General features: G+C 72.2%; 20 protein-coding genes and 1 pseudogene. 14 read left to right on the top strand and 7 right to left on the bottom strand.

Annotated features, from left to right (window positions below; all coding sequences use genetic code 11):
• Positions 1–31: 31 nt before the first annotated feature.
• The 7 genes from ACFC8N_RS40660 (at position 32) to ACFC8N_RS40690 (ending at position 8,900) form a co-directional block, all read left to right on the top strand.
• A complete protein-coding gene (locus ACFC8N_RS40660) occupies positions 32–874 on the top strand; it encodes a nitrilase-related carbon-nitrogen hydrolase (protein WP_356025352.1) in 843 nt (280 codons plus the stop codon).
• On the top strand, positions 871–2,154 hold the full coding sequence (locus tag ACFC8N_RS40665) for an aspartate aminotransferase family protein (protein ID WP_356025354.1): 1,284 nt from the start codon (positions 871–873) through the stop codon (positions 2,152–2,154). Before ACFC8N_RS40660 ends, ACFC8N_RS40665 begins: the two co-directional genes overlap by 4 nt.
• A gap of 49 nt (positions 2,155–2,203) precedes the next feature.
• Positions 2,204–3,769 (top strand): PucR family transcriptional regulator, encoded by a 1,566-nt coding sequence (locus ACFC8N_RS40670; RefSeq protein ID WP_376294389.1) that lies wholly within the window; start codon positions 2,204–2,206, stop codon positions 3,767–3,769.
• Between the two features lie 155 nt (positions 3,770–3,924).
• On the top strand, positions 3,925–4,767 hold the full coding sequence (locus ACFC8N_RS40675) for a nitrilase-related carbon-nitrogen hydrolase (RefSeq protein ID WP_071384581.1): 843 nt from the start codon (positions 3,925–3,927) through the stop codon (positions 4,765–4,767).
• Between the two features lie 37 nt (positions 4,768–4,804).
• Positions 4,805–6,208: a dihydropyrimidinase gene (gene hydA, locus ACFC8N_RS40680; RefSeq protein WP_362820781.1), complete on the top strand. Its 1,404-nt coding sequence runs from the start codon at positions 4,805–4,807 to the stop codon at positions 6,206–6,208.
• 20 nt (positions 6,209–6,228) lie between these two features.
• Positions 6,229–7,248: a TIGR03842 family LLM class F420-dependent oxidoreductase gene (locus tag ACFC8N_RS40685; RefSeq protein WP_356025360.1), complete on the top strand. Its 1,020-nt coding sequence runs from the start codon at positions 6,229–6,231 to the stop codon at positions 7,246–7,248.
• Between the two features lie 131 nt (positions 7,249–7,379).
• Positions 7,380–8,900 (top strand): NCS1 family nucleobase:cation symporter-1, encoded by a 1,521-nt coding sequence (locus tag ACFC8N_RS40690; protein ID WP_376294393.1) that lies wholly within the window; start codon positions 7,380–7,382, stop codon positions 8,898–8,900.
• A 46-nt stretch (positions 8,901–8,946) separates the two neighbouring features.
• On the opposite strand, the gene ACFC8N_RS40695 is transcribed toward ACFC8N_RS40690, so the two are convergent.
• From ACFC8N_RS40695 to ACFC8N_RS40725, 7 genes are all read right to left on the bottom strand, one after another.
• A complete protein-coding gene (locus ACFC8N_RS40695; RefSeq protein ID WP_362820783.1) occupies positions 8,947–9,621 on the bottom strand; it encodes a hypothetical protein in 675 nt (224 codons plus the stop codon).
• A gap of 115 nt (positions 9,622–9,736) precedes the next feature.
• Positions 9,737–10,240 (bottom strand): hypothetical protein, encoded by a 504-nt coding sequence (locus ACFC8N_RS40700; protein ID WP_376294396.1) that lies wholly within the window; start codon positions 10,238–10,240, stop codon positions 9,737–9,739.
• Positions 10,237–10,773, bottom strand: coding sequence for a hypothetical protein (locus ACFC8N_RS40705; RefSeq protein ID WP_362820785.1), 537 nt, complete (start codon positions 10,771–10,773; stop codon positions 10,237–10,239). Before ACFC8N_RS40705 ends, ACFC8N_RS40700 begins: the two co-directional genes overlap by 4 nt.
• Positions 10,751–12,040 (bottom strand): WXG100 family type VII secretion target, encoded by a 1,290-nt coding sequence (locus ACFC8N_RS40710; RefSeq protein ID WP_376294398.1) that lies wholly within the window; start codon positions 12,038–12,040, stop codon positions 10,751–10,753. The genes ACFC8N_RS40705 and ACFC8N_RS40710 overlap by 23 nt, the downstream gene beginning before the upstream one ends.
• Positions 12,040–12,345, bottom strand: coding sequence for a DUF6317 family protein (locus ACFC8N_RS40715; RefSeq protein ID WP_362820787.1), 306 nt, complete (start codon positions 12,343–12,345; stop codon positions 12,040–12,042). Before ACFC8N_RS40715 ends, ACFC8N_RS40710 begins: the two co-directional genes overlap by 1 nt.
• On the bottom strand, positions 12,342–12,848 hold the full coding sequence (locus ACFC8N_RS40720; RefSeq protein WP_376294401.1) for an SAV_915 family protein: 507 nt from the start codon (positions 12,846–12,848) through the stop codon (positions 12,342–12,344). The genes ACFC8N_RS40715 and ACFC8N_RS40720 overlap by 4 nt, the downstream gene beginning before the upstream one ends.
• 189 nt (positions 12,849–13,037) lie before the next feature.
• Positions 13,038–14,102, bottom strand: a complete 1,065-nt coding sequence (locus ACFC8N_RS40725; protein WP_376294403.1) for a biotin/lipoate A/B protein ligase family protein — start codon at positions 14,100–14,102, stop codon at positions 13,038–13,040.
• 133 nt (positions 14,103–14,235) lie between these two features.
• Here ACFC8N_RS40725 and ACFC8N_RS40730 point away from each other — a divergent pair, with 133 nt between their 5' ends.
• The 7 genes and pseudogenes from ACFC8N_RS40730 (at position 14,236) to ACFC8N_RS40760 (ending at position 22,163) form a co-directional block, all read left to right on the top strand.
• The gene (locus tag ACFC8N_RS40730) at positions 14,236–16,050 is read left to right on the top strand and encodes a gamma-glutamyltransferase family protein (protein WP_376294404.1); all 1,815 of its coding nucleotides are present in this window, start codon (positions 14,236–14,238) and stop codon (positions 16,048–16,050) included.
• Positions 16,051–16,141: 91 nt separating this feature from the next.
• Positions 16,142–16,990 carry an inositol monophosphatase family protein gene (locus ACFC8N_RS40735; protein WP_376294406.1) on the top strand — a complete coding sequence of 283 codons (849 nt, stop codon included), beginning with the start codon at positions 16,142–16,144 and terminating at the stop codon, positions 16,988–16,990.
• Between the two features lie 85 nt (positions 16,991–17,075).
• The gene (locus ACFC8N_RS40740; protein ID WP_376294408.1) at positions 17,076–18,497 is read left to right on the top strand and encodes a phytoene desaturase family protein; all 1,422 of its coding nucleotides are present in this window, start codon (positions 17,076–17,078) and stop codon (positions 18,495–18,497) included.
• On the top strand, positions 18,494–19,003 hold the full coding sequence (locus ACFC8N_RS40745; RefSeq protein WP_376294544.1) for an O-acetyl-ADP-ribose deacetylase: 510 nt from the start codon (positions 18,494–18,496) through the stop codon (positions 19,001–19,003). Before ACFC8N_RS40740 ends, ACFC8N_RS40745 begins: the two co-directional genes overlap by 4 nt.
• A gap of 257 nt (positions 19,004–19,260) precedes the next feature.
• Positions 19,261–19,440 (top strand): annotated as a pseudogene (locus ACFC8N_RS40750) (transcriptional regulator); the annotation flags it as partial.
• Positions 19,441–19,700: 260 nt separating this feature from the next.
• A complete protein-coding gene (locus tag ACFC8N_RS40755) occupies positions 19,701–20,588 on the top strand; it encodes a methylenetetrahydrofolate reductase (RefSeq protein WP_376294411.1) in 888 nt (295 codons plus the stop codon).
• Between the two features lie 93 nt (positions 20,589–20,681).
• A complete protein-coding gene (locus ACFC8N_RS40760) occupies positions 20,682–22,163 on the top strand; it encodes an AlkA N-terminal domain-containing protein (protein ID WP_376294413.1) in 1,482 nt (493 codons plus the stop codon).
• The last annotated feature ends 3 nt before the right edge of the window (positions 22,164–22,166 follow it).

Below are 22,166 nucleotides of genomic sequence, written 5' to 3' on the forward strand. Positions count from 1 at the left end.
AGGCTCTGGCGTCCCGTCGAAGGAGCAGCTCATGGCCAACGTCGTACGCGCCGCACTGGTCCAGGCCACCTGGACCGGCGACACCGAGTCCATGGTGGCGAAACACGAGGCGCACGCCCGTACGGCGGCCCGGCAGGGCGCCCAGGTCATCGGGTTCCAGGAAGTCTTCAACGCGCCCTACTTCTGCCAGGTCCAGGAGCCCGAGCACTACCGCTGGGCCGAGCCGGTGCCCGACGGGCCGACCGTGCGCCGGATGCGGGAGCTGGCGCGCGAGACCGGCATGGTGACCGTCGTGCCCGTCTTCGAGGTCGAGCAGTCCGGCTTCTACTACAACACCGCCGCTGTGATCGACGCCGACGGCTCCTACCTCGGCAAGTACCGCAAGCACCACATCCCGCAGGTCAAGGGCTTCTGGGAGAAGTACTACTTCAAACCCGGCAATCTCGGGTGGCCCGTCTTCGACACCGCCGTCGGCAAGGTCGGCGTGTACATCTGCTACGACCGGCACTTCCCGGAGGGCTGGCGGCAACTCGGGCTCAACGGCGCCCAGTTGGTGTACAACCCCTCCGCCACCCACCGCGGCCTGTCCGCCTACCTGTGGCAGCTGGAGCAGCCGGCGGCGGCCGTCGCCAACGAGTACTTCGTCGCCGCCATCAACCGGGTGGGCCGGGAGGAGTACGGGGACAACGACTTCTACGGGACCAGTTACTTCGTTGATCCACGTGGGCAGTTCGTGGGCGAGGCAGCGAGCGACACGTCCGAGGAACTGCTCGTCCGCGACCTCGACTTCGGCCTGATCGACGAAGTGCGGCAGCAGTGGGCCTTCTACCGCGACCGCCGCCCCGACGCCTACGAAGGACTGATCCAGCCGTGACCGACCTCTACTCCCGCCACCGTCAGGTCCTGCCCGACTGGCTGGCCCTCTACTACGACGAGCCGATCGAGATCACCCACGGCGAGGGGCGCCACGTCTGGGACTCCGCCGGCAACAAGTACCTGGACTTCTTCGGCGGCATCCTGACCACGATGACCGCCCACGCGCTCCCCGAGGTCACCAAGGCCGTCAGCGAGCAGGCCGGGCGGATCGTCCACTCGTCCACGCTGTACCTGAACCGGCCGATGGTCGAACTCGCCGAGCGCGTCGCCCAGCTGAGCGGCATCCCGGACGCCCGGGTCTTCTTCACCACCTCCGGCACCGAGGCCAACGACACCGCCCTGCTGCTCGCCACCGCGTACCGGCGCAGCAACACGATCCTCGCGATGCGCAACAGCTACCACGGCCGCTCCTTCAGCACCGTCGGCATCACCGGCAACCGCAGCTGGTCCCCGACCTCGCTGTCCCCGCTCCAGACCCTCTACGTACACGGCGGGGTGCGCACCCGGGGGCCGTTCGCCGAGCTGGACGACCGCGCGTTCATCGACGCCTGCGTCGCGGACCTCAAGGACATCCTCGGGCACACCCGCCCGCCCGCCGCGCTGATCGCCGAGCCCATCCAGGGCGTCGGCGGCTTCACCTCGCCGCCCGACGGCCTCTACGCCGCCTTCCGTGACGTCCTCAAGGAGCACGGCATCCTGTGGATCGCCGACGAGGTGCAGACCGGCTGGGGCCGCACCGGCGAGCACTTCTGGGGCTGGCAGGCGCACGCGCAGAGCGGCCCGCCGGACATCGTCACGTTCGCCAAGGGCATCGGCAACGGCACGTCCATCGGCGGCGTGATCGCCCGCGCCGAGATCATGAACTGCCTGGACGCCAACAGCATTTCGACGTTCGGCGGCACCCAGCTCACCATGGCGGCCGGGCTCGCCAACCTCGCCTACCTCCTCGAACACGACCTCCAGGGCAACGCCCGCCGGGTCGGCGGTCTGCTCATCGAGCGACTGCGGACGGTCGCCGCCCAGCTGCCGGGGGTCCGGGAGGTGCGCGGGCGCGGACTGATGATCGGCGTCGAGCTGGTCAGGCCGGGCACGGACGAGGCGGACCCGCAGTCGGCCTCCGCCGTCCTGGAGACGGCCCGCGAGGGCGGGCTGCTCATCGGCAAGGGCGGCGGCCACAACACCAGCGCCCTGCGCATCGCCCCGCCGCTGTCGCTGACCGTCGCGGAGGCCGAGGAGGGCGCGGCGATCCTGGAACGGGCCCTGCGGAGCGCGTACTAGCGCCCCCCGGGGGAAACGGCGCACGGACGAGAGAGACAGGTGCACGGCCATGACCACCGCCTCGCAGACCCCGCACGGCTGGGAGCCCGTGCTCTCCGTGCGCCAGGTGCTGTCCCTGGAACGGGTGCTCGCCGGGGAACCCGAGGTGGTGGCCGGTGCCGGGCAGCTGGACCGGCCGGTGCGCTGGGTGCATGTCGCCGAGGCCGCCGACGTCGGGGTCATGCTCAGCGGTGGCGAGATGGTCCTCACCACCGGCGTCCTGCTCGCCGGAGACGAGGCCAAGCAGGCCGAGTACGTCCAGTCGCTGCACCGGGCCGAGGCGGCCGCCGTCGTCCTCGGCCTGGGCCGCGCCTTTCCCGCGCCCCCCGAGGCGATGCGGCGCGCCGCGGACCGCTGCGGGCTGCCCATGGTGGTCCTGCACCGCCCCTTCCCCTTCGCCGAGCTGACGGAGGAGGTCCAGTCCCGCCTGGTGCGGCGGAAGTTCGCCGCCGTCAGCCTCTCGGAGTCCATCCGCACCGCCCTCACCGGCCTCATCACCGCCGGCGCCCCCCTGCAGCGGCTGCTCGACGAGGTCGCCGTGCACAGCGGCTGCCCCGTCGTCGTCACCAACCTCGCCCACCGCGTCCTCGCCACGGCGGGGGAGCGGCCGGCCGTGGACGACGTACTGCGCGACTGGGAGCGCATCGCCCGGCAGGCCGGCGGTGCCCACGGCGACGGCTGGATCAGCGCCGAACTGGGCGGCCGCGGGGAGCGCTGGGGCCGGCTGCTGCTGTGCGGCCACCGGGGCCCCGCCGCCACCGGGCGGCTGCTCGCCGACCGGGCCGCCGAGGCGCTGGTCCTGCACCGCATGCTCGGTGGCTCCAACGCGGCGAGCTGGGAGGAGCAGTCCGCGCAGGGGCTGCTCACCGACCTCGTCTCCGGCGCCGTACCGGCCCGGGCCCTGCTGCCCCGGGCCCGCGCCGCCGGGCTCCCGGTCAACCGGCGCACCTTCGTGCCCCTCGTGGTCCTCGGCCCCGGTCCCGAGGAACTCGACCGTGTGCTCCGGCTGCTGGGACTGTCCGGACTCGTCGCCGAACTCGCCGACGGGGCCGCCGCCGTGCTGCTCAGCCTCGTCCGGGACCAGGACGCGGTGGCCCTCACCGGCCACTTCGCGGCCCGGCTGCGCGCCGGGTCCGGGGCCGTGGTCGCCGCCGCCGACGCCCGTACCGCATGGGACGAGGTGCCCGCCGGGCTGCGCGAGGCCCGGCATGTCGCCGACGCCGTCGCCGACTCCTCGCACACCCTCGACCTGCCCGACGTGGTGCGGCTCCGGGACGTCCACCTGCGCGGGCTGGTACGGCTGTTGCGCGACGACCCGCATGTTCAGTCCTTCGCCGAGCGGGAGCTGGACGGGCTGCTGTGCGCGGCCGAGCCGGAGCTGCTGGGCGTCCTGCGGACCTATCTCGCGACCGGCCGCAACAAGTCCCGCACCGCCCAGCTCCACCATGTCTCCCGGCCCGCGCTCTACCGCCGCCTGGAGGCCATACAGACCCGCCTCGGCGTCGACCTGGACGACTTCGAACAGGCGGCCTCCGTCCACATCGCGCTGCTCGCGCACGATGCGCAACAGCGCTGAAACACACGACGACCTGGGAAAACGGCGGTGAAACATGCGGCAGGCGACACGTGACACGGTGGCACGCCGCGCGCCCGCAGACGTGACACGCTGCCCGTCGAAGGCGCCCTCCGCGCTTTCTAGGCTCACCGCACACCGAGCCGACGGAGGTCCCGATGAGCCGAGTGATCCGTGCCGCCCTGTTCCAGACCGCGTGGACCGGCGACAAGGAATCCATGATCCAGGTGCACGAGCAGGCGGCCCGCGACGCCGCCGCCCAGGGCGCCCAAGTCCTCTGCTTCCAGGAGCTGTTCTACGGCCCCTACTTCTGCCAGGTGCAGGACAAGGCCTTCTACGAGTACGCCGAGCGGATCCCCGAGGGCCCGACCGTCCAGCGCTTCCAGCGCCTGGCGCGCGAGCTGGGCATCGTCCTCGTCCTGCCGATGTACGAGGAGGAGCAGCCGGGCGTCCTCTACAACACCGCCGCGGTGATCGACGCGGACGGTTCCTACCTCGGCAAGTACCGCAAGACCCACATCCCGCAAGTCCGGGGATTCTGGGAGAAGTTCTACTTCCGCCCGGGCAACAGCGGCTGGCCCGTCTTCGACACGGCCGTCGGCAGGATCGGCGTGTACATCTGCTACGACCGTCACTTCCCCGAGGGCTGGCGGGCGCTCGGCCTCGCCGGTGCCGAGATCGTCTTCAACCCCTCGGCCACCTCCCGCGGCCTGTCCCGCTACCTGTGGCAGCTGGAGCAGCCGGCGGCGGCCGTCGCCAACGAGTACTTCGTCGGCGCGATCAACCGGGTCGGCGTGGAGGACCTCGGCGACAACGACTTCTACGGCACGACCTACTTCGTGGACCCCGAGGCCCAGTTCGTCGGCGAGGTCGCCAGCGACAAGGCGACCGAACTCGTCGTCCGCGACCTGGACCTGGCCAAACTCCGCGAGGTCCGCGACCGCTGGCAGTTCTACCGGGACCGGGCGCCGGGGGCGTACGAGCCGCTGACCGCACCCTGACCGCACCCCGACCGCATTCGTTGACCGAGGGAGCAGCATGAGCAGCCGTACCGTCATCCGCGGCGGACTCGTCATCACCGCCTCCGACGAACTCCACGCCGACGTCCTGATCGAGGACGGCCGCATCGCCGCCCTCGCCGCCTCCGGCACCGCCGCCGCCGAGGCGTTCACCGCCGAGCGGGTCGTCGACGCCACCGGGAAGTACGTCATCCCGGGCGGTGTCGACGCGCACACCCACATGGAGCTGCCGTTCGGCGGCACCTTCGCCTCCGACACCTTCGAGACCGGCACCCGGGCCGCGGCCTGGGGCGGTACGACGACGATCGTCGACTTCGCGGTGCAGAGCGTCGGCCACACCCTGCGCGAGGGCCTCGACGCCTGGCACGCCAAGGCCGAGGGCAACTGCGCGATCGACTACGCCTTCCACATGATCGTCTCCGACGTCCACGACGAGACGCTGAAGGAGATGGACCTGCTGGTCGAGGAGGGCGTGACCTCCTTCAAGCAGTTCATGGCGTATCCGGGCGTCTTCTACTCCGACGACGGGCAGATCCTGCGCGCCATGCAGCGCTCCGCCGAGAACGGCGGGCTGATCATGATGCACGCCGAGAACGGCATCGCCATCGACGTGCTCGTCCAGCAGGCCCTCGCCCGCGGCGAGACCGACCCGCGCCATCACGGCGAGGTCCGCAAGGCCCTGCTGGAGGCCGAGGCCACCCACCGCGCCATCCGGCTCGCGCAGGTCGCCGGCGCGCCCCTGTACGTCGTGCACGTCTCGGCGCAGGAGGCGGTCGCCGAGCTGGCGCGGGCGCGCGACGAGGGGCTCCCCGTCTTCGGCGAGACCTGCCCGCAGTACCTGTTCCTGTCCACCGACAACCTCGCCGAGCCGGACTTCGAGGGCGCGAAGTACGTGTGCAGCACGCCGCTGCGGCCGAAGGAGCACCAGGCCGCACTGTGGCGGGGCCTCGCCACCAACGACCTCCAGGTGGTCTCCACCGACCACTGCCCGTTCTGCTTCGCCGGTCAGAAGGAGCTGGGCCGCGGCGACTTCTCCAGGATTCCCAACGGACTGCCGGGCGTCGAGAACCGCATGGACCTGCTGCACCAGGCCGTCGTCGACGGCCGCATCTCGCGCCGCCGCTGGATCGAGATCGCCTGCGCCACCCCGGCCCGCATGTTCGGCCTCTACCCGAAGAAGGGCACCATCGCCCCGGGCGCCGACGCCGACGTCGTCGTCTACGACCCGCACGCCGAGCAGACGGTCTCGGCCGCGACGCACCACATGAACGTCGACTACTCCGCCTACGAGGGCAAACGGATCACCGGCCGCGTCGAGACCGTGCTCTCGCGCGGCGTACCCGTCATCACCGAGCGGGAGTACACCGGACGCACCGGTCACGGCGTCTACACCCCGCGCTCCACCTGTCAGTACCTCAACTAACCGAACGAGGAGTGGCGCCCATGGACTTCGGACTCGTCCTCCAGACCGACCCGCCGGCCTCCCGCGTCGTCAGCCTGATGAAACGCGCCGAGCGCAACGGCTTCACGTACGGCTGGACCTTCGACTCCTCCGTGCTGTGGCAGGAACCCTTCGTGATCTACAGTCAGATCCTCGCCAACACACAGAAGCTGAAGATCGGCCCGATGGTCACCAACCCGGGCACCCGCACCTGGGAGGTCACCGCCTCCACCTTCGCCACCCTCAACGACATGTTCGGCAACCGCACCGTGTGCGGCATCGGCCGCGGCGACTCCGCGATGCGCGTCGCGGGCCGCAAGCCCAACACGCTGGCCCGGATCAGCGAGGCGATGAAGGTCATCCGGGCCCTCGGCCGGGGCGAGGAGGCCGACCTCGGCGGCACGAAGATCCGCTTCCCGTGGATCAGGGAGGGCGCCGAACTCCCCGTCTGGATGGCCGCGTACGGCCCCAAGGCGCTGAAGATGACCGGCGAGGAGGCCGACGGCTTCATCCTCCAGCTGTCCGACCTCTACCTCACCGAGTACATGGTCAAGGCCGTGAAGGACGCCGCCGTCGCCGCCGGCCGCGACCCGTCCGAGGTGACGGTCTGCGTCGCCGCCCCGGCGTACGTCACCGAGGACGACTCGCCCGAGGCGCTCGCCCACGCCCGCGAGCAGTGCCGCTGGTTCGGCGGCATGGTCGGCAACCACGTCGCCGACCTCGTCGCCCGCTACGGCGAGCACTCCGGCCGGGTCCCCGAGGAACTCACCGACTACATCAAGGCCCGCCAGGGGTACGACTACTCCCACCACGGGCGCGCCGACAACCCCGACACCGCGTTCGTGCCCGACGAGATCGTGGACCGCTTCTGCGTCATCGGCCCTGTTGAGAAGCACGTCGAGAAACTGAAGGCGCTGCGCGCGCTGGGCGTCGACCAGTTCGCGGTGTACGACATGCACGACGCCCGGGAGGCCACCATCGACGCCTACGGCTCCCGGGTGATCCCCGCCGTCAACTCCTGACCACCGCCTCCCCGTTGGTCTCCCCCTCCCCGCCGCCCGGGGGGAGGGGGCACAGGGCGCCCGCCCGCGCACCCCCCATCGCGCCGCCCGCACGGCACTCCCCGACCCGTCTCACCCCTCCGGGACCGCCCATGACCGACACCGCCCCCGCAGCCATACCCCCGTCCCGTCAGGTCACCCTCCCCGACGGCCGCGTCGAACTCGCCCCCGGCACCCCGCCGCCCAGCGGCCCGTACGCCAACGACGACCTGCTCCCGGTCCCCGCGGCCGGGCGCACCTGGACGACGTACAACTTCTCCGCGCTGTGGGTCGGCATGGCCCACAACACCGCCTCCTGGACGCTCGCCTCCGGACTGATCGCCGTCGGGATGGACTGGAAACAGGCGGTGTTCACCATCGCCCTCGCCAACCTGGTCGTCCTCGTCCCGATGCTGCTCACCGGGCACGCGGGCCCCAAGTACGGCATCCCCTTCCCGGTCTTCGCCCGCGCCTCCTTCGGGGTGCGCGGCGCCAACCTGCCCGCCGTCGTACGGGCGTTGGTGGCGTGCGGCTGGTTCGGCATCCAGACCTGGATCGGCGGCGAGGCCATCTACTTCCTCGCCGGCAAGCTGATCGGCGACAGCTGGTCGAACGCCGCGCACGTCGGCGGCTACGCCTGGACCATGTGGCTGTCGTTCGCGCTGTTCTGGCTGCTCCAGGTCGCGATCATCTACCGGGGCATGGAGACGGTCCGCCGCTTCGAGAACTGGGCGGCGCCGTTCGTGATCGTCGGCGCGCTGGTGATGCTGGCGTGGATGACCGGCAAGGCCGGCGGCGTCGGCCCGCTGTTCGACCAGCCGTCGAAGCTCGGCTGGGGCGGCCACTTCTGGAAGCTGTTCTGGCCGTCCCTGATGGGCATGATCGGCTTCTGGTCCACCCTGTCGCTGAACATCCCCGACTTCACCCGCTACGGCAGGAGCCAGAAGGCCCAGACCCGGGGCCAGGCGCTCGGCCTGCCGACGACGATGACCCTGTTCGCGTTCCTGTCGGTGCTGGTGACCTCCGGCTCGCAGGCGGTCTACGGGCAACCGGTCTGGGATCCGGTGCAGTTGGCCGCGAAGACCGACAACGTGGTGGGCCTGCTCTACGCCCTGGTCACGGTCCTGGTGGCGACGCTCTCGGTGAACATCGCGGCCAACCTGGTATCCCCGGCCTTCGACTTCTCCAACGTGGCGCCCAGGAAGGTGAGTTTCCGCACCGGCGCGCTCGTCACCGCGGTCCTGGCGGTGGTGATCATGCCCTGGAAGCTGTACTCCGACCCGCAGGGCTACATCTTCACCTGGCTCGGCCTGGTCGGCGGTCTGCTCGGCACCGTCGCGGGCATCCTCGTCGCCGACTACTGGCTGCTGCGCCGCACCCGACTGGACCTCGCCGACCTGTACCGCGCGGGCGGCCGCTACTGGTACGCGGCCGGCTGGAACTGGCGGGCCGTCGTCGCCTTCCTCGCGGGCGGCGTCCTCGCGATCGGCGGCGCCAGCTTCAAACCCCTGCTCGACGGCCGCCCCATCCCCGCCCTGTCCGCCCTGGCGGACTACGGCTGGGCGGTGGGACTGGGCACGTCGCTGGTCCTCTACCTGGCACTCACGCTGCTGACGGCCCGCAGGCAGATGTAGGAAGACCCGGAAGAAAGACCCGAAAGGGTGAGGGGCGGGCAACCGGCTACCCGGACTGCCCGCCCCCGAGCGCACCGACGGCGGCGCGCGCCGCCTTGATGGCGCCCTGGTTGATCTCGTCCGTACCGGGGGCCTTCTTCGTGTCGAAGTCGCTGCCGTTGTACGTGACGACCACCAGGGCGTTGGAGACCTGGACCATCACCACGCCCTCGCGGGTCTGCTGCTTGTCCTCGGTGGTGAGGTTCACGATCGAGTAGGCGCTGTCCCCGAGCCCCGGCACGGCACCGCCGCCGCTCTTCTCGCTCACCTGCTGCTGGTAGTTCTGCTTCGCCTCCTGCTGCGACCCGGCGATCTCGAACGACACGTCGAGCCAGCGGTAGCTGTACCCCTTCAGGGCGTTCCAGGAGCAGGTGCGGCGCACCTTGTTGTCCGTCGACGGGATCTCCTTGCCCTCCGTCTTCGCCCCGGGCACCAGGGCCGTGACCGTGGCCGCGGGCACGCTCGTACAGGGCGTGGGCGCGGCGGCGTACGCCTTCGACCCGGTGGAGGACGACGGGCCGGGGGCGGCGGAGGACTGCGCGGGCGCCTTCTGGCCCGCCGGGGAGCCGTCGGCGGCGGCCGGCGCGGCCGGACCGGACGTCAGCGCCCAGCCGGCGCAGGCGAGCACGGCGACCGGAGAGATCCGCGCGGTGAGCGCGAGCGGCAGAGGAAGAGAACGCACGGCGCACTTCTCGTGGGGGAGGGGGTGCGGAAGGGATCCGCAGGGTGGACGGGGACGCCAGTGTCACACGACAGCCTGTGGGGCGGAAGTGAAAACTCGCTGTGTGCTCGCACGGTCACAACACCCCCTCGTGCTCCTCCAGCCAGCGGCGGGCGCCGACCTCGCTGGGGTGGACGCGGACGGTGAGCGTGGCAGCGAACCATCCGACGCACCACGCGGCGATCGCGGGCAGGATCGGTGCCGCGAGCAGCAGGGGGACGAGCCCGGCCCGGCTCCAGTTCCGGGCACGGCCGGACTCGGCCTGCTTGGCCGCGCGGAACGTGTCGGGCATGGGCGGGTCCAGCAACTGCCGACGCAGGTCCCGGCGCTGCTTGACCCATCCCTGGACGAGGGTCACGCAGGAGCCGGCCACCTGCGTCACGTCCCACACCCGGCGCAGGCCCGGCGGCATGTCGCTGCGGGGAGCGCCCAGGTAGAGCCGGAGCGCGACGTAGCAGAAGAAGGCCAGGACGGTGAGCAGGAAGAGGGCGCTGAACGTACGGCGCAGCCAGTAGCGCGGGCCGCGTTCGTACCAGGTCGTGCCGAGGCCCGGCAGGGACGGGATGTCGGTCGGCGTCATGAACCGGTGGAATGCTCCTCGAACCAGCGCCGGGCGCCGGCCTCGCTGGGGTACTCGCGGACGGTGGCGTAGGCGAGGAACCAGCCGACGCACCACGCGGCCACCATGGGCATGACGGGAGCGAGGATCAGTACCAGGCCACGCCCGGTCACGGACAGCCCAGGAGCACGTCTCTTGTGCGCCCTCATGGCCGCGAGGCTCTCCGCGGGACTGGGCGGGGCGAGCAGGCCCGCGCGATGGTCCCTGCGCTGTTTCAGCCAGCCCCAGACGACGGCCACGCACGATCCGGCGGCCTGCACCCAGTACGAGGTCGTGCGCGCGGCCGGCGACCACTCGCTGGTGAACCCGTCGTACAGGCTCAGTGAGAAGAAGACCACGATGGCCGACGCGACGAGCAGGCCGAGGGCGATCCGGGCACGGCACAGCCAGTAGCGCGTACCACGCTCGTACCAGGCGGTGCCGAGCCGGGGCAGTGACGGGATCCCTACCTGGCCTCGGGCGGCACCCGTGTCAGAAGATGCTCGTGACGCCATGCCAGATGTCCTTCCCCAGCCTTCCGATGTCTTTCCCCGTGTCCTTCACCACGTGGCCGGCGCCCACGGCCATCCCGCCGATCACGCCGTGATCGTGGATGTCCTCGCTCCAGTGCTCGTGCAGGGAATGGTCGATGAGGCCGGTCGCGACGACGGCCGCCCCCACACCCGCCGCGGCCACCGCGAGGGCCGGTGCCTCGGCCGGCATGAGCGCGCCCGCCACCACCGCGCCCGCGACCAGACCACCGACGTTGGCTCCCTCGTCGGTGGCGACGGAACGCTGCCAGGACCAGCCCTTGTCGTGGTCGCCCTTGGCCTCGATCAGACCACAGGCGCCGGCTGCGGCGACGTCCAGCACCGGCAGTTCCTTGAGGGCGTCCGGTATCGCCTCCAGCCCCTTGCCCAGGCGCAGCGCGTCCGCGGCATCGGCCAGCTTGACGTTCAGGGCACGGTCGTACGGCAGGTTGGTACTGCCGTTGTCGGCGCGGGCGATGTCCTCCTCCAGCGAGTCGACCTTGGTGACCGCGTCCCGGTAGGCGCTCTTCGCGGGCAGGTCGTCGGGCATCGTGCGGCCCTGCTGCTGGAATGTCTTGCGTTCGGTGCGGAGCTGCTTCTTGGCGGCCTGTGCGTCGGCCTTGGCCGCGTCGATGTTCTTGCGCGCGTCGATGCCCCCCGCCCGGGCGTCCTCGGCGTCGTACGCGTACAGCGTGCGCAACGCGTCGTAGAGGGTGACCTTGTCCCCCTGGGACACCGAGTTGTCCTTCGCCGTCGCCTTGTCGTACAGCCCCTGCAACTGCTTCGCCGCCACCAGCCGCGCATGCTGCGCCGTGTGCAGGATCTCGTCGCGCGCCTTGACGTACTCGTCCCTCGCGGCGGTGGTCTTCTGGGCGTCCGCGCTCGGGGGGTTCGCCGTCGCGATGTCCAGTGGCACGCCCTTGTCGGTCGTCGCCACCCCCTTGCCGACCGCGGTGTGCTGCGCGTTCTTGAGGGCCGAATCGCACGTGGACAGCGCGTTGGCAAGCGTGTCCAGGATGTCGCCCGCCGCGTGCACCAGCTCGGCGAAGCCGCCGGCGGCCACCGCGTCCTCGCTCCACTTGGCGCGGAAGGACTGGGCCGCGTCGCCCTTCCAGCTCGCGTCGTCCACCAGCTGCTCCACGGCGCGACCGAGCGGCTTGACGATGCCGTCCAGCTTGTCCTTGGCGTTCTTGTACGTCTCGGCCATCGTGCGGAGCCCGCCGATGTCACCGTCGACCCAGTTGTCGCTCATCAGTCCTCGTCCGGTGGCACTAGATCTTCGAACACGCCGTGGACGTCCACATCATGTCGATGGAAGGAGTCACGCGCGTACGCGGCCTTGTCCCCGTGGTCGTCCATCCGGTCCGCGAGCGCGATGTGCAGGCCGATGATGAGGTGGGAGATCTCCTTGATCGCCGAGTCGAGCCCCGGATCGCCGCCGCTGACCACGGGCGGCGCCACGTCGTTGTGCAGCTTGCGGTAGGCGTCGGCCTCGTCATGGAAGGTCTTCGCCAACGTGGACAGATCGCCGTACACGACCTTGAAGTCGGCTGTCATCGGGCCACTCCCTGCGCGTAGGCGGCCAGGTCCGCCAGCTGCCAGTTGGGTTCCGAGGGTGCCGCGCGCGGGTCCAGCACGACGGTGACGCCCTGCTCGCGCACGCCCTCCGCCAGCGGGCCCAGCGAGGTGGCCACCCATGGCTGTGCCTCGCCGAGCGCGTCGACCAGCTTCTCCAGTGTGGTGAAGGCGAAGGCCACGGTGCCGTGGGAGGGATGGTCGAAGAGTTCGAAGACGACGAAGACCGAACGTGCGGGACGGCCGTCCGCGCCGGTGCCGGCGACGGACCTCGGATGCGCCGGTACGAACACCGGTGTGTGGTAGGCGGGTACGCCCGGTTTGGGGCCGGGACGGTCGTCCGTGGCGGGTCGGGGCGCCGGGGCTGCGCCCAGCAGGTCCAGCAGCGCCGAACGGCGCGGCTCGGTGGCTTGCCGTGAAGTGTCGCGTCCCGGCGGATCTGGTTCCAGGAAATCGTGCAGCCGTGAACGTATCGGCGCCCCCACCGCCTTCACCTCTTCCCCATGGTTTCGCGTGGCCGTTGGGCTCGACCACGTTAGCTAGCAGTCAATGAGACAAATCCGGCTATGTCGGCGCGCGGAAGTCGACGTGCACGGAACCCATACGACCGTTTGGTCCGGGGAAGGGCAGTCCTTGACCCATTGCTGAACCGGGGCGTCCGCCCGGACCGCCCGCTAAGGCACCCGCGCCGTCCACTCCGTCGACGCGAACTTGCTCCGCGCCAGCTCCTCGGCCCGCGCCAGCTCCTCGTCCGTGATCCTGCCCGGCGCCAGGCCGTACCGAGCGCGGAACGACGCGATCATCCGGTCGATGACCGCCTCACGGGGCAGCCCCGTCTGCCGACGCAGCGGATCGACCCGCTTCTTCGCGCTGCGCGTGCCCTTGTCGGACAGCTTCTCCCGGCCGATGCGCAGCACCTCCAGCATCTTGTCGGCGTCGATGTCGTACGACATCGTCACGTGGTGCAGCACGGCCCCCGGGCCCCCGTCCGGCCCGACCATCCGCTTCTGCGCGGCGCCCGCGATCTTGCCCTGGTCGGTCGCGATGTCGTTCAGCGGCTGGTACCAGGCCCGGATCCCCATGTCGCCGAGGGCGCCCAGCACCCAGTCGTCCAGATAGGCATAGCTGTCCTGGAAGGACAGGCCCTGCACGAGGGAGTCGGGCACCGACAGGGAGTACGTGATCGTGTTGCCCGGCTCGACGAACATCGCGCCGCCGCCGGAGATCCGCCGCACCACCTCGATGCCGTGCCGCGTGGCACCCCCCGGGTCCACCTCGTTGCGCAGTGACTGGAAACTGCCGATGATCACCGCCGGGGCGCCCCACTCCCACACCCGCAGGGTCGGCGGGCGGCGGCCCGCGGCGACCTCGGCGGTCAGCACCTCGTCCAGCGCCATGTGCAGCGCGGGCGGCTGCGGGCTCTCGTGGATCAGCTGCCAGTCGTAGTCCGTCCAGTCCGTGGCGCGGGCCAGCGCCCGGCGCACCGCGACGGCCACGCCCTCCGACGTCAGGCCGTACATCACCGTCCCCGGGGGCAGCGCCGCGTCGATCCGCGCGGCCAGCCCCGCCGCGTCCGTGTCCGCCGGAGCGCCCTCCAGCGCGCGGTTCACCGCGTCCAGCGCCTCGTCCGGCTCCAGGAAGAAGTCGCCCGCCACGCGCACGTGCCGCAGCACGCCGTCCTCGGCCGCCAGGTCCACGACGACGAGCTTGCCGCCGGGCACCTTGTACTCACCGTGCACTGTCCGGGCCTCCGTACTCCCGCACTTCTGTCTCCCGCACGAGATCAACGGCTGGTCGGGACGCCGTGTTCCCGGGAGGCGCACACGCTCGTACGATCACCCGGGAGACGTACCCGAGCCCAGGAGCCGCCCCGTGTTCACCACCCGGCCCACTCTGCAAGGCACGTTCGGCATGGTGTCCTCGACGCACTGGCTGGCCTCCCAGTCGGCGATGGCGGTCCTGGAGCGCGGCGGCAACGCCTTCGACGCCGCCGTGGCCGGAGCGTTCGTGCTGCACGTGGTGGAGCCGCACCTGAACGGGCCGGCCGGCGAGGTGCCGATCCTGCTCGCCCCGGCGGGCGGCGACGTACGCGTGCTGTGCGGGCAGGGCGTGGCCCCGGCCGGCGCCACCGTCGCCCACTACCGCGGGCTGGGCCTCGATCTCGTACCGGGCACCGGACCGCTCGCGGCCGCCGTGCCCGGCGCCTTCGACGCCTGGCTGCTGCTCCTGCGCGACCACGGCACCAAGAGCCTCGACGACGTCCTGGAGTACGCCATCGGATACGCCGAGCACGGGCACGCGCCCGTGGAGAAACTCGGCGCGACCGTGGAGACCGTACGGGCGCTGTTCGAGACGGAGTGGACCTCGTCCGCCGAGGTGTACCTGCCGGGCGGCCGGGCGCCCCGGCCCGGCGAGCGCTTCCGCAACCCCGCCCTCGCCGCCACCTGGAAGCGGCTGCTGGCCGAGACCGCCGGCGCGGGCGACCGGGAGGCGCGGATCGACGCCGCGCGCGCGGTGTGGCGCTCCGGCTTCATCGCCGAGGCCCTGCTGCGCCGGTCCCGGCTGCCCACCATGGACACCAGCGGCGCCCGCCACACCGGCACGCTCGCCGAGGCCGACCTCGCCGGCTGGTCGGCGACGTACGAGACCCCCGTGACGTACGACTGGAACGGCTGGACCGTCTGCAAGGTGGGCCCCTGGAGCCAGGGCCCGGCCTTGCTCCAGCAACTCGCCCTGCTGCCGCAGGAGTTGCCCGCCTACGGCTCCGCCGACTACGTCCATCTGCTCATCGAGAACTGCAAGCTGGCCATGGCCGACCGCGAGGCCTGGTACGGCGACGCCGCCGAGGTGCCCCTCGCCGAGCTGCTGTCGGACGACTACAACGCCGCCCGGCGCGACCTGGTCGGCGCCAAGGCCTCCTGGGAGCTGCGGCCCGGCAGCCCCGGCGGCCGCACCCCGCGACTGCCCGCGCAGGCGTACGCGCGCGTGGAGACCGGCGACCACGGCTTCGACCCGATGGGCGCGGGCGAGCCGACCGTCGCCGAGTTCCCCGGCGAGCCGCACGTCGCCGGTGACGGCACCACCCGCGGCGACACCTGCCACCTGGACGTCGTCGACCGCTGGGGCAACATGATCGCGGCTACCCCCAGCGGCGGCTGGCTCCAGTCCAACCCCGTCGTGCCCGAGCTGGGCTTCCCGCTCGGCACGCGCCTGCAGATGACCTGGCTGGAGGAGGGCCTGCCGAACTCCCTCACCCCCGGCCGCCGTCCGCGCACCACGCTCACCCCGTCCCTCGCGCTGCGCGACGGTGTGCCGGTGCTGGCGTTCGGCACCCCCGGCGGCGACCAGCAGGACCAGTGGCAGCTGCACTTCCTCCTGGCCGCGACCCTGCGCGCCCGTGTCCGCGGCGGCCTCGACCTCCAGGGCGCCGTCGACGCCCCGAACTGGCACAACGACAGCTTCCCCAGCTCGTTCTACCCGCGCGGCCGGCGCCCCGGCAGCGTGACCGTGGAGTCCCGCACGGACCCCGGCGTGGTCGAGGAGCTGCGACGGCGCGGCCACGACGTCACCGTCGGCGCCGCCTGGTCCGAGGGCCGGCTGTGTGCGGTCGCCCGGGACCCGGAGACGGGCGTGCTGTCCGCGGCGGCGAACCCGCGCGGGATGCAGGGGTACGCGGTGGGCCGCTGACGGCGAGGGCGACCCCCGCTCTTCATCCCGATTCCACCTGGTGTGCACCGGGCGGGAGGGGATTGTCAGTGGGGTGTGCTCTCATGGACACATGATCGAACAGATGACGGAAACCATCGACGAGTTTCTCACGCGCTGCTCGGCCGACGTGGAGGAGGCGGTGCGCCAGGCCGCCGCGGCCGAGATCCTGCCCCGCTTCCGCCGGCTGTCCGCGGCCGACGTGGACCAGAAGAGCGGACCGCACGACCTGGTGACGGACGCCGACCGGCTCGCCGAGAAGCGGCTCACCGAGGCGCTCGGCGCCCTGCTGCCCGGCTCGGTCGTGGTCGGGGAGGAGGCGGTGCACGCCGACCCGGCGACGTACGACGCGCTCCAGGGCGACGCCCCCGTCTGGATCGTCGACCCGGTCGACGGCACCCGCCAGTTCGTGCACGGCGACGACGGCTTCTGCACCCTGGTGGCGCTCGCCCACCGGGGCGTGACCCTGGCGTCCTGGACCTACGCCGCCGCCCGCGGCCGGATGGCCACCGCGGTCCGCGGCCGGGGCGCCTTCCTCGACGGCGAGCGGCTGGTCGCGGGCCGGCCCGCGCCGGGCCGTGACCTCGTCGTCGCCACCTCCCACCCGGACTACACCACCGACGAGGAGAAGCGCTCGCTGAGCGTCCTGTGGACCGACGGCCTCGCCCCGCGCCCGTGCGGCTCGGCGGGCCTGGAGTATCTCGCCATAGCCAGGGGCGAGTTGGACTGCATCGCGTTCACCTGGGAAGCGGCGTGGGATCATGCGGCCGGCCTGCTCCTGGTCGAGGAGGCGGGCGGCGCCCACCTCACCCGCGGCGGCGAACCGTTCCGGGTGACGGGGGGCAACGCCCTGCCGTTCACGGCGGCCCGCGACACGGCGACCGCCCGACGCGTGGTGGAACTGCTGCGCACGGCGGCCTGAGCGCCGGGGCCCGGACCGGGATCGTGCCGGTGCACCGGCCTATCCTGGTCCCCTGTGGCCATCGGCTGACGAAGGGGACCGAGACGTGCCGTCGATGCTCGATGCGGTCGTGGTGGGTGCGGGGCCGAACGGACTGACCGCTGCCGTGGAGCTGGCCCGCCGCGGCTTCTCCGTCGCCCTGTTCGAGGCGAAGTCCACCGTGGGCGGCGGCGCCCGTACCGAGGAGCTGACCCTCCCCGGCTTCCGGCACGACCCGTGCTCGGCCGCCCACCCCCTCGGCGTGAACTCCCCGGCGTTCCGCGCCCTCCCCCTGGAGCGCTACGGCCTTCGCTGGCTGAACTCCGAGCTGCCGATGGCGCACCCCTTCCCCGACGGCAGCGCGGCCGTGCTGTCCCGCTCGGTGGCCGAGACGGCCGCCTCCTTCGGACCGCGCGACGCGGGCGCGTACCGCAGACTGGTCGAGCCGTTCCTCCCTCATTGGGACACCCTCGTACGGGACTTCATGTCCCTGCCCCTGACCGCGCTGCCGCGCGACCCCGTCACCCTCGCCCGTTTCGGCCTGGCCGGGCTCCCGCCGTCCACGTGGCTGATGCGCCGCTTCAAGGACGAGCGGGCCAAGGCCCTCTTCGCGGGTCTCGTCGCGCATGTGATGTCACCGCTCGACGGCCTGGCCACCGGCGCGATCGGCCTCGTCTTCGCGCTGGCCGCGCACGCCCGCGGCTGGCCGGTGCCGCACGGCGGCTCCCAGGCGATCTCCGACGCCCTCGCCGCGTATCTGGCCGACCTCGGCGGCGCGGTGCACACCGACTACGAGGTCAAGCGCCTGGACGACCTGCCGCCCGCGCGCGCGTACGTCTTCGACACCTCGCCCACCGCGCTCGCCCGCATCGCCGGCTTCGGCGACCTCTACGCGCGCTACCGCTACGGCGCCGGCGCCTTCAAGATCGACTACGCGCTGGACGGACCGGTGCCCTGGACCGCGCCCGAGGCCCGCGTCGCCACCACCGTCCAGCTCGGCCCGAGCAAGGCGGACATCGGCACCGCCCTGCGGGCCGCCTCCCGCGAGGGCCGCGCCCCCGACCGGCCGTTCCTGATCACCGTGCAGCCGAGCATCGTCGACCCCACCCGCGCACCCGAGGGCAAAGAAGTCTTCTGGGCGTACGGCCATGTGCCGAACGGCTGGTCCGGCGACCTCACCGACGCCCTGGAACGCCAACTGGAGCGCTTCGCCCCCGGTTTCCGCGACCGCGTGCTCGCCCGCGCCACCTCCGGCCCCGCCGAGCTGGCCGCGCACAACGCCAACTACGTCGGCGGGGACATCGCCTGCGGCGCGGCCTCCGGACTTCAGCTGCTCCTGCGCCCCAGACTGTCCCTGTTCCCCTACCACACGCCCCATCCGGCCGTCTTCATCTGCTCCTCGGCCACCCCGCCGGGACCCGGTGTGCACGGCATGTCGGGGCACAACGCGGCCAAGGCCGTATGGCGGAGACTGAGACGGACGACATGACCCTCATCACCCTCGTCCAGGGCGACATCACCCGGCAGAGCGCCGACGCGATCGTCAACGCCGCCAACTCCTCGCTGCTCGGCGGCGGCGGGGTGGACGGCGCCATCCACCGCCGCGGCGGCCCCGCCGTCCTGGAGGAGTGTCGCGCCCTGCGCGCCTCCCGGTACGGCAAGGGCCTGCCCACGGGCCGGGCGGTCGCCACCACGGCGGGCGCCCTCGACGCCCGCTGGGTCATCCACACCGTGGGCCCGGTGTACAGCGCCGGCGAGGACCGCTCGGAGCTGCTGGCTTCGTGCTACCGGGAGTCCTTGCGGGTGGCGGACGAACTCGGCGCCCGAACGGTCGCCTTTCCCGCGATCTCCGCGGGGATCTACGGATGGCCGATGGAGGACGCCGCCCGGATCGCGGTGGAGACGGTGCGGGCGGCGCGGACGTCGGTCGAGGAGGTCCGGTTCGTCCTCTTCGACGAGGCGGCGTACGAGGCGTTCGCCCGGCAGGTCCGATGACGACGGTCGTGACCGAACAGTTCGAAGGCGCGCGTGATTGTTCTGCCGACATGCAATGAGTAGTGCTGTTCGCGTTCGAGGGACGGCAGGCTGTTGCCGACCGTTTGCCCGCCCCGGATGGTCGGCGAGTGTTGCATCACCCCTGAAGACCTGCTCGGCCTGGTCGCGCTTGGTGGTGTGCAGGTCCCAGTAGACGGGGGAGATGTCCTCGGGCTGGACCACCGGCTGCCCGGGGATGAGGGATTCGGCGATCGACACGTCGATGCCGACGTGGGCGGCCTGGATGCCGGTGCCGTGTGCAGCGGGTCCTGGACGACCTCACCGCCACCCCAGCCATCGTGCAGGGCCGACGCGGGGACGTCCTTGCCTGGAACGCCCTGGCCGCCGCCCTGGTCACCGACTTCTCCCGCGTCCTGGAGAAGCACCGCAGGTGCCCTTCGCCGCCGTGCTCCAGTCCCCGGAGGGTGTCCGGGTCCGCGGGTCGAGGCGCGGTGGGGCGGTCGCGTCAGCTGCCCGGCGGCCTGCGCCCCGCACCCGGCCTCCAGACCCCGGCTCCCCGGCAACCCCCCCCCAGGCTCCCAACCTCCACCCCCAACCTCCACCCACAACCCCCGCCCCCCCAGCCCCCACCCCCGGCCTCCCACGCCCCCGTGACATCATCGGCCGAGGTCACGATCACAGCCGTACGAGGAGCGCGATGAAGCCCGGTGTCAGCGTCATGCCGGCGGTCGGTGCCGCTCTGCTGGACGACTTCTCGTTGGAGATGACCGGCAAGGACGTGGCCCGGCTGGAGGAGGCCCGCGACAGCATTCCGCCGGGTACGAGGATCAACATCACCTTCCTCGCCGGTGAGGACCTCGGCATGCGGCGCGCGGCCGCCCGCGCGGTCAAGCGGCTCGGCTTCGTCCCCGTGCCGCACGTCTCCGCCCGCCGCCTGCCCTCCCGCGACGCCCTCGACGCGTTCCTGTCCGCCCTCGCCGAGGACGGCACCGCCGAGAACGTCTTCGTCGTCGGCGGCGACCCCGCCCGCCCCGAGGGCCCCTACGACGACTCCCTCGCCGTCCTGCGCACCGGCCTGCTCCAGCGCCACGGCGTCCGGCACGTCGGCATCAGCGGCTACCCCGAAGGCCACCCCGCGATAGCCGACGGCACGCTCTGGTCGGCGCTCACCGACAAGGCCGCCGTGATCGGGGCGCAGCGCTTCGACGGTGACGTCATCACCCAGTTCGGCTTCGACGTCGAACCGGTCCTCACCTGGCTGGAGGCCACCCGCGCCCGGGGCGTCCACCTCCCCGTCCGCATCGGCGTGCCCGGCCCGGCCGGGGTGCGCCGGCTGCTCGGCTACGCCACCCGGTTCGGCGTCGCGACGAGCGCCTCCGTCGCCCGCAAGTACGGTTTCTCACTGACCAACCTCATGGGCACGACCGGTCCCGACCGCTTCCTGCACACCCTCGCCCGGCGCTACGACCCCGAGCGGCACGGCACGGTCAAGGTGCACTTCTACACCTTCGGCGGACTGCGCCACACCGCCGAGTGGATCGCCGCCTTCCGGCACGGCGAGGGCACCGGCAACGACACCCCCTAGGTGCTGGACGGCGACCGCCCCGCCCCACGCCGGGGAACACTGGTGTCGGATTTCCGCCAGCGGCAGCCCGTGCCCGTGACCGATCCTTGAGGCATGCAGACAGCGACGCACCTCGACCGGGAACACTGCGTACGCGCCGTGCAGTCCAAGGACGCGCGATTCGACGGATGGTTCTTCACGGCCGTCCTGACCACCCGGATCTACTGCCGGCCCAGCTGCCCCGTCGTCCCGCCCAAGCCGGAGAACATGACGTTCTACCCGAGCGCGGCCGCCTGCCAGCAGGCGGGTTTCCGGGCCTGCAAGCGCTGCCGCCCCGACACCAGCCCCGGCTCCCCGGAGTGGAACCAGCGCGCCGACCTGGTCGCCCGGGCCATGCGGCTGATCGCCGACGGCGTCGTGGACCGCGAGGGCGTGCCCGGACTCGCCGCCCGGCTCGGCTACAGCACCCGCCAGGTCGAACGCCAGCTCCTCGCCGAACTGGGCGCCGGCCCCCTCGCGCTCGCCCGCGCCCAGCGCGCCCAGACCGCGCGGCTGCTCATCGAGACCAGCGCGCTGCCCATGGCGGAGATCGCCTTCGCGGCCGGCTTCTCCTCCATCCGCACCTTCAACGGCACCGTCCGCGAGGTCTTCGCCCTCTCCCCGAGCGAGCTGCGCGCGAAGGCGCCCCGCAGCGGTCCGGCGAGCACCCCGGGCACGCTCACCCTCCGGCTGCCGTTCCGCGCCCCGCTCAACCCCGACAACCTCTTCGGCCACCTCGCCGCCACCGCCGTACCCGGCGTCGAGGAATGGCGCGACGGCAGCTACCGGCGCTCGCTGCGCCTGCCGTACGGCCACGGGATCGTCTCCCTCGCCCCGCGCCCCGACCACATCGCCTGCCGGCTCACCCTCGGCGACCTGCGCGACCTGACCGTGGCGATCAGCCGCTGCCGGCGCATGCTCGACCTGGACGCCGATCCGGTCGCCGTCGACGACCGGTTGCGCGCCGACCCGTTCCTCGCGTCGCTGGTCGACAAGGCGCCGGGCCGCCGGGTGCCGCGCACGGTCGACGAGGCGGAGTTCGCGGTCCGTGCCGTTCTCGGCCAGCAGGTGTCCACGGCCGCCGCCCGCACCCACGCGGCCCGTCTGGTCACCGCGCACGGCGAGCCCCTGGACGACCCCGAGGGCGGCCTCACCCACCTCTTCCCGTCCCCCGAGGCCCTCGCCGGCGCGGACCCCGACACGCTGGCCATGCCCCGCACCCGGCGTACGACCTTCACCACCCTCGTCCGCCAACTCGCCGACGGCACCCTGCACCTGGGCGTCGAGTCCGACTGGTCCGAGGCCCGCGCCCGGCTCCTCGCCCTGCCCGGCTTCGGCCCCTGGACGGTCGACGTCATCGCCATGCGCGCCCTGGGCGACCCCGACGCCTTCCTCCCCACCGACCTCGGAATCCGCCGCGCCGCGGCCGAGTCGGGGCTGCCGGCCACCCCCGCCGCCCTCACCGCCCGCGCCGAGACCTGGCGGCCCTGGCGGGCGTACGCGGTGCAGTACCTGTGGGCGACCGACAGCCACCCGATCAACTTCCTTCCCGTCTGAGCC

Origin of the sequence: Streptomyces sp. NPDC055966 (assembly GCF_042269865.1) — a bacterium.
Classification (GTDB): Bacteria; Actinomycetota; Actinomycetes; order Streptomycetales; family Streptomycetaceae; genus Streptomyces.